The organism is Arthrobacter sp. NPDC058130 (assembly GCF_042884475.1).
GTDB lineage: Bacteria > Actinomycetota > Actinomycetes > Actinomycetales > Micrococcaceae > Arthrobacter.
Window position 1 is genome coordinate 1 of the sequence record NZ_JBHVTV010000018.1, and the last position, 12,747, is coordinate 12,747.

Here is a 12,747-nt window from a genome sequence, read left to right on the forward strand (position 1 = left end):
GCACACTATTGAGTTCTCAAACAACAGACACACCCGGCACCACCACAACTTCACAGTCGCGGATCGCTCCGGAGCAACTTTTCAAACTTACCCGAGTCCGGAACACTTTGCAAATCAGCGCTTCCGCGACCCACAAACCATCCGACCCGCCCCCACCAGAACCCGGAGCGCACGAAACGCCGACCAGATCCGGTCTTGAAATTTAGGGGATTGGCCGCCTCCGGTTCCCAGCATTTCCGCTGGTCTCCCTCTCGGCGACTTAGAAAACAATACACCCACCACGCCCCCACCGCAAACCCACCCCCGCACACCACCACCAACACCCCAAAACCCCCAAAAACCGCGGCCAAACCACTCATCAGGCACCCAGCCCAGGCTCCGGCGTCGTAAGTCCGAACTGTGGGGTGCGTCACCGCCGGTGCGGTTGGACGCGGACCGCCGTCGTGAGGCACGCGGCGCCGCAGCAGGGGGCGCCGAATGGCCCGGCCCGCGGGCACACCAACCCACCGCCCAGGCGTTAAACGCAAGAAGGGCCGGCAACCAATTTGGTTGCCGGCCCTTCTCAAGCCACTGGCTTCAGGAGTGCTGAATTACCAGGAAGACTTCGTGATGCCCGGGAGCTCACCGCGGTGAGCCATGTCGCGGAAGCGAACACGGGAGATGCCGAACTTCTGGAAGGTACCGCGGGGACGGCCGTCGATGATGTCGCGGTTACGCAGACGGATCGGGGAGGCGTTGCGGGGCAGCTTCTGCAGGCCGAGGCGTGCAGCTTCGCGTGCTTCGTCGGTCGCGTTGGCGTCAACCAGGGTCTTCTTCAGCTCGAGGCGCTTTGCTGCATAGCGCTCAACGATGACTTTACGCTGTTCGTTCTTAGCAATCTTGGACTTCTTAGCCATGTGTTTAGCGCTCCTCTCGGAATTCGACGTGCTGGCGGATTTTCGGGTCGTACTTCTTCAGGACCAGACGGTCTGGGTCGTTACGACGGTTCTTGCGCGTCACGTAGGTGTAGCCCGTGCCCGCGGTCGACTTGAGCTTGATGATCGGACGTACGTCCTTGTCCTTTGCCATTAGAGCTTCACTCCTCGTGCCAGGATTGCGGCGACGACTACGTCGATGCCACGTACGTCGATGGTCTTGATGCCACGAGCAGAGACCTGCAGGGTGACATTACGGCGCAGGGACGGAACCCAGTAGCGCTTCTTCTGGATGTTCGGGTCGAACCGGCGCTTGTTGCGGCGGTGCGAGTGCGAAATGCTGTGTCCAAAGCCCGGCTCGGCTCCGGTCACCTGGCAGTGTGCTGCCATGACGACTCTCCTCAAAAAATAAATGAAACGGCTAACGGAGTTCCCGCTGACCGTGCAATAGGCGGCGTCCGCATCCGGCTCCCTCCCCCAACCGCGGTTCCGCGGGGATTCACGCAGACGGCACAAACCGGCTGGTTCCTCACTGCGGCGACGATTGTGGGCCACGGGCACTTGGCGTTGATGTGTCCGTTGGACAGTCATTGCGAAGTGCCGGGATGCTGGGCGAAATACAGGAATGCGCGCAACTTGAGCCCCTAACTACCGGCCACCAGGACCGTCGATTTCTCTTCACGGGTCCTGCCAACCGGAGCAATTGCACACGCTCCGCGCCACCTAGCGCCTACCAAGTCTACGAGTTCGACGAATTAAAGACCAATCCGGTGCTCCATGGTGTATAGGGAAGGGCCTGCAGCCCGTCCCCAGAGATGGCCCGGAGTCCTCGCAGGTCATATGCCGGACGAAGCTTTTTCACAGCCAAATGATAGGCGGCGAGGGAATTCTGGCTTCATGAACACACAACTTCTGACGAGCCGCCCCGAGGTTCGCCGCAGCCCCCGTGGCGCTGCGAACCCCTTCGATGGGCAGCATCGGCGGCGGTTGCTGCGGGCGGATCTGCTGACAGTCCTCTTCTGGGCGTCCCTTGCCGGCGCCGTCGCTTTGTGGCTGGCCGACGGCGGGGCCGCCGGCTTCTCGACGCCGTCGGGCTCCTTCACCGCGCTGGGCATTGTGGCGGGCCTCGCCGGGATGGACCTGGTGCTTCTCATGCTGCTGCTGGCGGCCCGTATTCCAGTCATCGACAACACTGTGGGCCACGACCGCGCACTCGAGTTCCATGGCAAGCTGGGAAAGCCCGCCTTGTACCTCCTGCTCGCCCACGGGATCCTCATCGCGATCGGCTACGGCATGGCCGAAGGGCTGGATCCTGTCAGTGAGGCGGTTGCGCTGTGGATCCTGGTGCCGGATATGTGGCTCGCCTACATTTCCATGCTCCTGTTCATCGCCGTCGTCGTCACCTCCCTGGTAGCCGTCCGACGCCGGTTCCCGTACGAATTCTGGTACGGCGTCCACCTCCTGACGTACGCGGCGGTCCTGACCTCGCTCCCCCACCAGTTCAGCGTGGGCGGCCTTTTTGCCGAGGGCACATGGCAGCGCTGGTACTGGCTGGCACTGTGCATCGCAACCGGCGCCGCGCTGCTCTACTACCGCGTGGCCCAACCCCTGGTGGCAACGTTCCGGCACCAGTTGACCGTGAAACGGGTGCTGCCGGTGGCCCCGGGCGTGGTGAGCATCGAGATGTCCGGCCTGCGACTGGATCAGTTGACGGGCAGCGGCGGCCGGTTCTTTATTTGGCGGTTCCTGGCTCCCGGGCTGTGGTGGCATCCACACCCGTTCAGCCTGTCCGCCGACCCCGTCAGGCTCGACGCTTCCCGAGACGGCACGCTGAGAATCACGGTCCGCAACCTGGGCAGGGGGTCCGCCCGGCTCGCCTTCCTGAAGCCCGGTACCAAAGTGGCACTGGAGGGCCCGTACGGGCTGTTCAGCACGGCGGCGCGCAGCCGCAACCACGTGGTCATGGTGGGCGCCGGAATCGGCATCACCCCGGTCCGCGCCCTGCTGGAGAGCACGCCGTTCCAGCCCGGAAACGCCACCGTCATTCTGCGCGGTCACAGCGAATCCGAGCTTTACCTGGGCCAGGAAATTCTCGAACTCTGCCAGCAGCGCGGAGCCACGCTGTTCCACCTGACCGGCCCCCGCCCAGCAGGCGTCCGGACCTGGCTGCCGGAGAACTCCGCACGCGCCGGCCATCGGCTGGCAAGTTTTGACCCCAACATCGCCGACGCCGACGTGTACGTCTGCGGCCCCGCCGCCTGGGCGCAAAGCGTGCTCGGGGACGCCCGCGCAGCCGGCGTCCGGGAAGATCAGCTCCACTACGAAAGGTTCGACTGGTGAGAACCCGCGCAGCAGTTTCAGCAGCCCTGGCCTCCGCCGGCATCCTCATTGCAGGATGGCAGTCCGGCGTCCACGTGGCCGATACCAGCAGCCCCGTCGCGAGCGCGGCGACCGGCAGCGATTCATTGGACTCGGACGGAACATCAAGTTCGTCAGGTTCAGCAGGGTCATCCGGTTCGTCGGGCACGGGCACCACCGGCGCCTCGGCGAAGGCAGTCGGGACGTATGCCGGCTCCGTCGTCCAGACCCGGTTCGGCTCCGTCCAGGTACAGATAACCGTGCAGGCCGGAAAAATCACTGACGTCACGGCGCTCCAGCTGACCGATGCTGAACGCAAGTCCGTGCAAATCAGCAACCGGGCGGCCCCGCTCCTGCGCGCCGAGGTGCTCCAATCCCAGTCCGCGGACGTGCAGACCATCAGCGGTGCCACAGTGACTTCCGACGCGTATTTGAACTCCCTGCAGGCGGCCCTCGATGCAGCCAACCTCTGAGCTGGGCGGCTCGGCCCTGAGAGCCAGGACGTTTGGCACCATGGGCACGGTCGTCAGCCTGACCGTTCCTGCCAGGGCCTTGGAAACAGCCGCCGGCCCAAGAACTCCCGTCGGGGACCGCGAACTCGACGCCGCAGCTGACGCCGTCGAACGCGTGTTCGCCCACTTTGATGAGACCTTCAGCCTGTACCGTCCCGATTCCGAGGCCAGCCGGCTGGCGCGCGGCGAGCTGTCGCTCCGGGACTCATCCGCCGGGATGCGGGACCGGTACGCGGATGCTGTGGGCTGGCGGCTCATGACGGAGGGCGCGTTCTCGCCGGAGCGGCCCGACGGCGTCCTGGACCTTTCCGGGATCATCAAGGGCTACGCAATCGGGCAGGCCGGGGAGGCGTTGCGCAGCCGGGGAATCACTGACTGGTGCCTGAATGCCGGCGGCGACGTGCTGGTGATGGGCTCGCCCGTTCCGGGCAGCGGAGCCTCGTGGGCCGCCGGGGTGGTTGACCCGCAGGATCGCTCCGTGCTGTTTTCCGCTTTCCAGCTGGGCGGGTCCGGCACCCTGCACGCCCTTGCGACGTCGGGCTCGGCGGAGCGGGGTGACCACATCTGGACTGCCGGCAGCCGCCGTGCCGAGTTCGTCCAGGTCTCCGTGGCCGCGGCGGACATCCTCACGGCCGATGTACTTGCGACGGCGATCGTCGCAGGCGGGACAGCGATGCTGGACCGGGCCACGGACGGCTGGGAGATCGATGTGCTGGCCGTCCGCCGGGGCGGCGAACTGCTCGCGACGCCGGGATTCCGCGACTAGCGTGCCGGCCTAGAGGTGCGTGAGCCGGCCGTATTTCGGCTCCAGGCCGTCGCCGGAGGACTTGCCCGTGACACGCCGGATAACCCACGGGCCGGCGAATTCGCGCACCCACCGGGCATTCGCGCGGATGGCGTCCACCCGGCTCAGCTCGGGCACCGGGGTCATGGGCGGGACGTCAATCGAGTGTTCGTGCGCCAAGACGGTGAGGACGCGATTGGCCATGTTGGCGTGGCCGGCAGCGGACATGTGCATCCGGTCCGTGGCCCACATGCCCCAGTCGTAGTACTCGCTGAAACGCCAATAGTCGACCAGCAGGGCGCCGTGATCCCCGGCGATTCCACGAACCAGCTCGTTGTAGATGGCCGTTCGTCCGCGCATGGTGCCGAAAATCTTGGAGCCCCGCGCGTCGAAACCGGTGAACATCACCACAGTGGCGCCGGTGGCCGTCAGCTTGCGGATGCCGGCGTCGTATTCCGCCAGCAGGTCATCGATGTCGATCCTGGGCCTGAGGATGTCGTTGGCGCCGGCGTAGATGCTGACCAGAGTGGGTTTGAGTGCGACGGCGGCATCCACCTGTTCGGCCATGATCTGGCGGAGTTTCCTGCCGCGGATGGCCAGGTTCGCGTACCCGAAACCGGGATCGGCGGCGCCGAGCCGCTCTGCCACCCGGTCCGCCCAGCCCCGGACACCGTTGGGCCTGGTGGGGTCGTCGTCGCCGACGCCCTCGGTAAAGGAGTCTCCAAGGGCCACATAGCGGGACGTGAAATCCATGGGACAAGTCTGCCAGCAGTTGCCGCGAGCAACAAAGATGGGACCGGGCGGCGCGTTCAGTTGCCGCGCTTAGCGCTCGCGCAGGATCCAGTGGTCGTCGTCGAGGCGGCCCACGATTTTCTCGCCGATCCGGGCCAGGTCCGCGACGTCCTTGGGGCTGAGCGCGTCCAGGAACAGTGACCGGACGGCTTCCACATGGCCCGGGGCGAGCTTCACGATCGTCTGCATGCCTTCATCGGTCAGGTGCGCCGTGGTGACGCGGGCGTCGCCGGGGTGCGGCCGGCGCTCGAGCCAGCCACGGTTCTGCAGCTTGGTCACCACATGGGAGAGCCGGGACAGCGAGGCGCTGGTGCGGGCGGCGAGCTCGCTCATGGGCAGGAAGCGCCCCTCGGCCTCGGAAAGCATCGCCAGCACGTTGTAGTCGAACAGGGAAAGCTTGCCCGCAGCGTGGAGCTGGGTGTCCAGGGCGGCCGGCAGCATGGTGTTGATGCTGAGCTGGGCGAGCCAGGCCCGGCGTTCGTCGGCGTTGAGCCAGCGGGGTTCGGTCATGGCTACATTCTAGGAGACGCGAAGCTTGACGGTTCAACTTCAACGTGGGGAATTCCAGAAAAGTTCCCGCCTGCCCCCGGCCAGCTACCGGTAGGCTGGCCGCATGTACGTAGTCTCCCTGACATACAAGGTCCCCGACGACATTGTGGAGTTCCACCTCCCGGCCCACGTCGCGTGGCTCCAGGCGGCCTTCGACGACGGCGTCTTCATGGTCGCGGGGCGAAAAATCCCCCGCACCGGCGGCCTGTTGCTCTCCAATTCGGACCGGGCCAGCCTTGACGCCGCCCTGGCCAAGGACCCGTTCTACGTCAATGGTGTGGCCGACTTCGAGGTCATGGAGTTCCACGCCAACAGGGTGGCTCCGGGCTACGAAAACCTGCTGGACTCAGAGGCGCCCTCATGAGCTAGGCGCGGGACGCCTTTTCCATCAGCTTCTTAAGGCCGCCCTTGCGCGGGACCTTCACCGGCGACGGCCACCGCGGCCGGAGCTGGTCACCCAGGGTGACCCCGCGCAGCTTACGGCCAAAGAGCGGCAGCACCCAATCGTGCACCCAGCGGCGCTGCCGGCGTTCCCACTCCCGCAGGCTCAGCCTGGCCGGCGGCTCCCAGTCCAGCGGGCTGATCTTATGCGGAACACCCAAGTGGTCCAGCACTTGGCCGGCGAGGTATTTGTGGCCTGCCTTGGACATGTGCAACCGGTCCGAGTCCCACATTCGCGGGTCGTGGAATGCGTCGAAGCACCAGTAGTCCACCAGGACGGCGCCGTACTTTGACGCGATCTGCCGGACGCGCCGGTTGTAGAAGGTGTTGCGTCTCTTCAGCGGCTCCAGGACGGCCGATACCTTGACGTCAAAGCCGGTGAACAGCACCACCGTGGCACCCGTCGCGGCGAGCCGGGCCACAAGCAATTCGTACTCGGCCATCAGGTCATCCATGTCGGTGCCAAAATCCAGGATGTCGTTGCCGCCGGCGTACAGGGTGACGAGTGTCGGTTCCATGGCCACGGCCGGCCCGAGTTGTTCGTCGATGATGTGGCGCAGCCGTTTGCTGCGGATGGCCAGGTTGGCGTACTGCCAGCCCGGCTCCGCTTTGGCCAGCTTCTCCGCGACCCGGTCCGCCCAGCCGCGCACGCCGTTGGGCAGCGTCTTGCTCCGGTCCCCCACACCCTCGGTAAAGGAGTCCCCCAAGGCAACAAAGACCCGCCGCCCGCCCCGATCCGGAAGCAAAGGAAAAGAATCCACCCCGGCACCCTACCCACCCCAAGAATCCGAAAAGAAAAGAGCGGGTTAACCCAAGGTGACACACCCAAGGAGCCGCAGTCGCACCGAGTGCCGTAAGCGACGCGCGACAAACCAAACGTGATCTGCTCCCAGCGTCTCATCCGTCACACCCGGAACTGACCAAACGTGGGCTAATCCCAAGACCGCAATCGCCGCTTTGCAAAGGAGCGCATCGCCGACTAAGGCCGCCCGCGGCCGCAGAAGGTGTCTAAGCGACGGCAAACGGCGATTGCGGGCGAAGCCCGCGACGGACTCGAAGGCAAAGCAGCAGGCGCATCGGCAAGTCAGCGCCGGCAAGTCGGAGTCGGAGACGGAAACGGAGACGAAAACTACAGCTCGGCTTTGCCCTGCCGCCAGTAACCCATGAACGCGACCTGCTTCCGGTCGATCCCCACGTCCCGCACCAAGTACCGCCGCAGCTCCTTGACAGTGCCCGCCTCGCCGGCGATCCAGGCGTAGAACGGCAGCGCCCCGGCGGGCTTGTCGGGGTTCTTGCCGGCTCCGATCGCCGCGGCGTCCATCCGGGCTGGGGTCTCCCAGAGGATGTCCTGGTCCACGTTGACGTCGTCGGGTTCCGGGCCGGCCCCGCCGGCGGCAGCCTTGATGCCCACCCAGCCGGGCTCGGGAACAGCGGCGCGGACGGCTTCCTGCAGGAGTTCGCCGTGCGGACGCGAGCGGCCGATCGAGGCGCCGCGCGCCAGCCAGGTGATTTCGACGTCGGCGTCCGACTTCAGATCCAGGAAGTCGCCTCCCTCGGGGACCTCAAGGAACGCGTGCCCGCTCATGTACGACGGGAGGCTTTCCAGGATGGCGCTGATGGCCGGAACGGCCGTCTCGTCACCGGCGAGTAGTACCCGCTGGGCCAGGCCCGGCCGCCACTCGATGCCGGAGTAAGTCTCCGCAGTGACACAGTGCGCGGCCCGGTTGTTGGGGCCGATGATGGTGAGGGCGTCCCCCGGCCTGGCGTTCAGGGCCCAGTTCGCGGCGGGTCCGCCGTCGCCGGCGTCGTCGAAGTGCAGTACGAAGTCGACGTCGATCTCCGGGTAGACGGCGTCGAGCCGTTCCTGCCGCACGGTGTACGTGCGCATGGAACCACGGGTTGCCGGATCCATGGCCAGCCATTCCTGGTACCAGCCGGACTGCTCCATCGCGAACACCGGCAGCGGCAGCCGGGTGCCGTCCTCGGCGAGGGAGGGGATCATCAGCTTCACGCGGAGATCCAGGGTTTCGCCGTGGACGCCGAAGTCACGCAGGGAGTACCCGCCGAAGGTGATGCGGCGGAAGTTGGGGCTGAGTTCCTGCACCGCGGAGACAGTCACGTCGAAGGCCAGCGTCATTGGTTGGGTGGCAAGTCTGTCTTTTAGCGCTGAATTCACGCGGGCTGAATGCACACGGGTCGGATTTGCTCGGCTCGTCATGGGACCAACTCCAGGATTGTGGTTTCGGCTTTTGGGAAATCGGTATGGTGCCGGCCGAGCGGAATGATCAGCGGCGTGCCGGAAATGGGGTCAGGAAGCACGCGGGATTCCAGGCCGAAGACGTCCCGGACCAAGTCCTCGGTGACCACCGCGGCGGAGGGCCCCTCGGCCACGATCCTGCCGCCCTTCATGGCGATCACGTGGTCCGCGTACCGGGCCGCCAGGTTCAGGTCGTGCAGGACGATTGCCACGGTGGTGCCGCGCTGCCGGTTGAGGTCGGTGACCAGGTCCAGGACCTCCACCTGGTGGGCCAGGTCCAGGTAGGTGGTTGGCTCGTCGAGCAGGAGCACGTCGGTTTCCTGAGCCAGCGCCATCGCGATCCAGACGCGCTGGCGCTGCCCGCCGGAGAGTTCGTCCACGTTCCGATCGGCGAGCTCCAGCGTTTCGGTGGCTTCGAGCGCGCGCTGCACGGCCAGATCGTCGGTGGCGCCCCAGCTGCGGAAGAAGCCCTGGTGCGGGTAGCGTCCGCGGCCCACAAGGTCCCGGACCAGGATGCCGTCCGGGGCGGTGGGGTGCTGCGGCAGCAGGCCGAGGATGCGGGCGAGCTCCTTGGCGGGGCGGGAATGGATATCTTTGCCGTCCAGGGTCACGGTGCCGCCGGCCGGCTTGAGCAGCCGGGACAGGCCGCGAAGAAGCGTCGATTTGCCGCAGGCGTTGGCGCCCACGATCATGGTCACCTTGCCTTCGGGGATCTCCCCCGTGAGGCCCTCGACCACCCGGCGCTGGTCGTACTGCAGCGTCAGGTCCTGGGCGTTGAGAACTGCCATGTCAGGCGTCCTTTCGGTTGGCTGAGACCAGGAGCCACAGCAGGAACGGGGCCCCGAGCGCGCCGGTGACCACGCCGACGGGAAGGACGGTGCCGTCAAGCAGCAGTGGGGCGATGTTGGCGGCGACGTAGTCCGCGGCGAGGACAATCAGGGCACCAACGAACGCGCCGGCGGGCAGGCTCGCCTTGCCAGTGAAGCGGCGGGCGATGGGTCCGGCCAGGAAGGCCACGAAGGCCACGGGTCCCGCTGCCGCGGTGGCGGCGGCGGCAAGGGCGACGGCAGTAACCACCACGCCCAGCCGCGTGATGCCCACCCGGATGCCCAGTCCGGCGGCGGCGTCGTCTCCCAGTTCCAGGATCCGGAGCGGGCCGGCGAGGACGGCGACGGCGGGCACCAGGACCAGCAGCGCCAGTGCCAGCACGCCGGCACGGTCCCAGCTGGCGGAGTTCAGCGATCCGTTCAGCCAGATCAGGGCCTCTGCCGCGGTACGGATGTCGGCGCGGGTCATGAGGAAGTTGACCACGGCGTTCAGTGCGGCAGCGATGCCGATGCCGGCCAGGATGAGCCGGCTGCCGGCTGCGTTGCCCCGGTTGCCGCCGGATCCAAGGGAGCCGCCCCTGGAGATTGTGTAGATCACGACCGCTACGGCCATGGCACCGCAGAGCGCCGCGCCGGAAACGGCCGCCCCGGAGGCTCCGAAGACGACGATGGCGGTAACGGCGGCCGCGCTGGCCCCGTAGCTGATGCCGATGACGTCTGGGCTGGCCAGCGGGTTGCGCAGCATGGTCTGGAACAGGGTTCCCGAGAGGCCGAAGGCAATCCCGATCATGGTGCCGATGACCGCCCGGGGCAGCTTGTTTTCCATCACGATGAAGCTGGCGCCGGGGATTTTCTCGCCGCCGGTGAGGTGGGCGGTGAGGATCTTGAAGAAGTCCGGGATGGTGACGGTGTAGCTGCCCAGCAGGATGCTGACGGCGAGGAGCACCACGACGGCGAAGACCAGGACGGCGGTACGGTTCACGGGATGACGCCGTGTTTGGGTGGCCCTACGGGAATTCCTGGGGGCGTTGTCTGCCCGTCCCTGCTCCGCCGGGGCGTTGTTCCCCAGCTCGTGCCGGACGCTGGCGAGGTCAGCCTTGCTCACAGCCCGGCCCCCTTCCCGCCGCGGACCAGCCACACGAAGACAGGCGCACCCACAAGGGCGGTCATGATGCCGGCGGGAACTTCGCCCGGCAGCAGGATGACCCGGCCCACCACGTCCGACAGCAGAAGCAGCACGGGCGCCAGGACCAGGGAGAAAGGCAGGATCCAGCGGTAGTCCGGCCCGGTCAGGAAGCGGACGGCATGCGGAACCACCAGGCCGACGAATCCGATCGGCCCGGCCAGCGCAGTGGCCGAGCCGCAGAGCAGCACAATGCCCAGCGCGGTAATGCCGCGGGTGAGGCCGACGCGCTGGCCCAGGCCGCGGGCGATGTCGTCCCCCAAGGCGAGGCTGTTCAGGATCCGTCCGGTGAACAGGACGATCAGTGCCCCGGCGGCCAGGAACGGCAACCCGGGCAGCACAACGGACCAGTCCCGGCCGGCGATCCCGCCCACCTGCCAGAACCGGAACCGGTCCAGAGTGTCTTGGCTGGAGACCAGGACCACGTTCATGAGCGAATACAGCCCCGCGCTCAGGGCCGCGCCCGCCAGTGCCAGTTTGACCGGCGTCGCCCCGTCGCGTCCCATGGACGCGATCAGATATACCACGACGGCGGCGGCGGCGGAGCCGATGAACGCAAACCAGATGTAGCCGGTCAGGGATGAGACGCCGAAGACGTAGATCCCTGTGACGACGGCGAGGGCGGCGCCGGCGTTGACGCCGATGATGCCGGGGTCCGCGAGCGGGTTGCGGGCCACGCCCTGCATGGCCGCGCCCGCGAGCCCGAGGGCGCCGCCGGCGAGCAGACCCAGCACGGTGCGGGGGATGCGGGCGTGGATGACGGCGTGATTGCCGTCGGTGGGGTCGAACTGCGTGAGCGCCTGCCAGACGGTGCCGAGGGGAACCCCGCGGGCACCAACGGTCAGGGACGCCGCGCAGACCAGAACAAGTACGACGACGGCGGCCAGCAGCCAGGCCGCCTGCGTTGCGGGGGCTTTCTTCCCGGTGGGGGCCGGGTGCGCGGGCGCACTGGCCGCCGGCGCCGTCGTCGTACTGTTCGTCATGGGGAGGGTGTTACTTCGCCGCGGCAGCGACTTTGTCCGCCGCGCTGGCCAGCTGCGGCAGGAACGTGTCCAGGGACCACGGCAGGCTCAGCGGCGACGAAGCGGAGATGGACAGCGTCAGGGTGTTGTTCGAGTCGGCAACCAGGGCGCCGGTCTTGATGGCCGGGATCTGGCCCAGCAGCGGATCAGCCTTGATGGAGTCAGTGGTGGCCGCATCCGGCACCCAGGTCACGAAGATGTCCGAGTTGAGCTCGTTGGCTTTTTCAGCGGACCACGGGATGAAGAACTCCTTGGAGCCCTTGGAGTTGTCCTCGACGACAGGCGCGAGCTTCATGCCGATTTCGCTGAGGAAGCGCGGGCGGTTGTCGTTGGCCGTGTAGACGTTGACGCCGTCGCTCCTGTCCGGTTCCAGGTTGCCGTAGATGTAGGACTTTCCGGCGATCTGCGGGTACTTGGAGACCTTGTCCTTGATGGTGGCCTCGGTATCGGAGACCAGCTTGGTGGCTTCGGCCTCCTTGCCGAGGGCCTTGCCGATGATGGTGGTGGAGTCCTGCCAGGAGGTGCCATAGGCGATCTCCGGCTGGGCCACGACGGGGGCGATTTCGCTGAGCTTCTTGTAGTCCTCTTCGGTCAGGCCGGAGTAGGCGCCCAGGATGACGTCAGGGTTCAGCTTGGCGATCTCGGTGAAGTTGATGCCGTCAGCCTCGGAGAACTGGACGGGGGCCTTCTCAGTTCCGAAACCGGCGCCGAGCTTCTCCAGCGCGGCGTCCTTCCACGGAGTGGAGCCCTTGTCGTTGCCGCCCCATTCGTTCTTGGGGACGCCTACGGGAACCAGGCCGAGGGCGATGGCGACGTCGTCGTTGACCCACGAAACGGTGACCACGCGCTTGGGCTGTTCCTTGATGGTGGTCTCGCCGAAGAGGTGCTTGATGGTGACCGGGAAGGCGGCGCTGGCCGGCTGGGAGGGCGCGTCTACCGCCGTCGACGTTGCTGGTCCGGTGGAGCAGGCGGTCAGGGACAGCGCGACGGCGGCCAGAAGAGCTGCGGCCCGCCCCGCGGTCTTGCGGGGGCGGCGGCCGGCAGGACGGCCGGCGGAACGGGGGAAGACGGCGGATGCCACGGAACTCCTTAGGTAAGTGAAGCAAAC

General features: G+C 66.7%; 15 protein-coding genes. 4 read left to right on the top strand and 11 right to left on the bottom strand.

What is annotated here, in order from left to right; all coding sequences use genetic code 11:
• Nucleotides 1–590: 590 nt before the first annotated feature.
• Genes rpsN through rpmB form a run of 3 tightly spaced genes read right to left on the bottom strand, consistent with a single transcriptional unit; the run spans nucleotide 591 to nucleotide 1,304 of the window.
• Nucleotides 591–896 (bottom strand): 30S ribosomal protein S14, encoded by a 306-nt coding sequence (rpsN, locus tag ACFVTM_RS21325; RefSeq protein WP_390206096.1) that lies wholly within the window; start codon nucleotides 894–896, stop codon nucleotides 591–593.
• Between the two features lie 4 nt (nucleotides 897–900).
• On the bottom strand, nucleotides 901–1,068 hold the full coding sequence (rpmG, locus tag ACFVTM_RS21330) for a 50S ribosomal protein L33 (protein ID WP_003798558.1): 168 nt from the start codon (nucleotides 1,066–1,068) through the stop codon (nucleotides 901–903).
• Entirely contained in the window at nucleotides 1,068–1,304 is a 237-nt protein-coding gene (gene rpmB / locus ACFVTM_RS21335; RefSeq protein WP_011693744.1) for a 50S ribosomal protein L28, read from the bottom strand. Before rpmB ends, rpmG begins: the two co-directional genes overlap by 1 nt.
• 507 nt (nucleotides 1,305–1,811) lie before the next feature.
• Between rpmB and ACFVTM_RS21340 the strand changes: the two genes are divergently transcribed.
• The 3 genes from ACFVTM_RS21340 to ACFVTM_RS21350 are packed head-to-tail and all read left to right on the top strand — an operon-like array spanning nucleotide 1,812 to nucleotide 4,550.
• Complete coding sequence (locus ACFVTM_RS21340; protein ID WP_390206098.1) at nucleotides 1,812–3,254, top strand: ferric reductase-like transmembrane domain-containing protein; 1,443 nt, start codon at nucleotides 1,812–1,814, stop codon at nucleotides 3,252–3,254.
• Nucleotides 3,251–3,745 carry an FMN-binding protein gene (locus tag ACFVTM_RS21345; protein WP_390206100.1) on the top strand — a complete coding sequence of 165 codons (495 nt, stop codon included), beginning with the start codon at nucleotides 3,251–3,253 and terminating at the stop codon, nucleotides 3,743–3,745. The genes ACFVTM_RS21340 and ACFVTM_RS21345 overlap by 4 nt, the downstream gene beginning before the upstream one ends.
• 40 nt (nucleotides 3,746–3,785) lie before the next feature.
• On the top strand, nucleotides 3,786–4,550 hold the full coding sequence (locus ACFVTM_RS21350; protein WP_390206164.1) for an FAD:protein FMN transferase: 765 nt from the start codon (nucleotides 3,786–3,788) through the stop codon (nucleotides 4,548–4,550).
• Between the two features lie 9 nt (nucleotides 4,551–4,559).
• Here the strand turns inward: ACFVTM_RS21350 and ACFVTM_RS21355 are convergent, their stop codons facing one another.
• The gene (locus ACFVTM_RS21355; RefSeq protein WP_390206102.1) at nucleotides 4,560–5,321 is read right to left on the bottom strand and encodes an SGNH/GDSL hydrolase family protein; all 762 of its coding nucleotides are present in this window, start codon (nucleotides 5,319–5,321) and stop codon (nucleotides 4,560–4,562) included.
• A 69-nt stretch (nucleotides 5,322–5,390) separates the two neighbouring features.
• Nucleotides 5,391–5,870: a MarR family winged helix-turn-helix transcriptional regulator gene (locus tag ACFVTM_RS21360; RefSeq protein WP_390206104.1), complete on the bottom strand. Its 480-nt coding sequence runs from the start codon at nucleotides 5,868–5,870 to the stop codon at nucleotides 5,391–5,393.
• A 103-nt stretch (nucleotides 5,871–5,973) separates the two neighbouring features.
• On the opposite strand from ACFVTM_RS21360, the gene ACFVTM_RS21365 reads away from it, so the two are divergent.
• A complete protein-coding gene (locus ACFVTM_RS21365; protein ID WP_390206105.1) occupies nucleotides 5,974–6,273 on the top strand; it encodes a YciI family protein in 300 nt (99 codons plus the stop codon).
• Between the two features lies 1 nt (nucleotide 6,274).
• On the opposite strand, the gene ACFVTM_RS21370 is transcribed toward ACFVTM_RS21365, so the two are convergent.
• From ACFVTM_RS21370 to ACFVTM_RS21395, 6 genes are all read right to left on the bottom strand, one after another.
• A complete protein-coding gene (locus ACFVTM_RS21370; RefSeq protein WP_390206106.1) occupies nucleotides 6,275–7,111 on the bottom strand; it encodes an SGNH/GDSL hydrolase family protein in 837 nt (278 codons plus the stop codon).
• Nucleotides 7,112–7,479: 368 nt separating this feature from the next.
• Nucleotides 7,480–8,487, bottom strand: coding sequence for a siderophore-interacting protein (locus ACFVTM_RS21375; RefSeq protein WP_390206107.1), 1,008 nt, complete (start codon nucleotides 8,485–8,487; stop codon nucleotides 7,480–7,482).
• A 77-nt stretch (nucleotides 8,488–8,564) separates the two neighbouring features.
• The gene (locus ACFVTM_RS21380) at nucleotides 8,565–9,395 is read right to left on the bottom strand and encodes an ABC transporter ATP-binding protein (RefSeq protein ID WP_390206108.1); all 831 of its coding nucleotides are present in this window, start codon (nucleotides 9,393–9,395) and stop codon (nucleotides 8,565–8,567) included.
• A 1-nt stretch (nucleotide 9,396) separates the two neighbouring features.
• Entirely contained in the window at nucleotides 9,397–10,416 is a 1,020-nt protein-coding gene (locus ACFVTM_RS21385) for a FecCD family ABC transporter permease (protein ID WP_390206166.1), read from the bottom strand.
• 119 nt (nucleotides 10,417–10,535) lie between these two features.
• Nucleotides 10,536–11,600, bottom strand: coding sequence for a FecCD family ABC transporter permease (locus ACFVTM_RS21390; protein WP_390206109.1), 1,065 nt, complete (start codon nucleotides 11,598–11,600; stop codon nucleotides 10,536–10,538).
• 10 nt (nucleotides 11,601–11,610) lie between these two features.
• A complete protein-coding gene (locus ACFVTM_RS21395; RefSeq protein ID WP_390206110.1) occupies nucleotides 11,611–12,720 on the bottom strand; it encodes an iron-siderophore ABC transporter substrate-binding protein in 1,110 nt (369 codons plus the stop codon).
• Nucleotides 12,721–12,747: the final 27 nt, after the last annotated feature.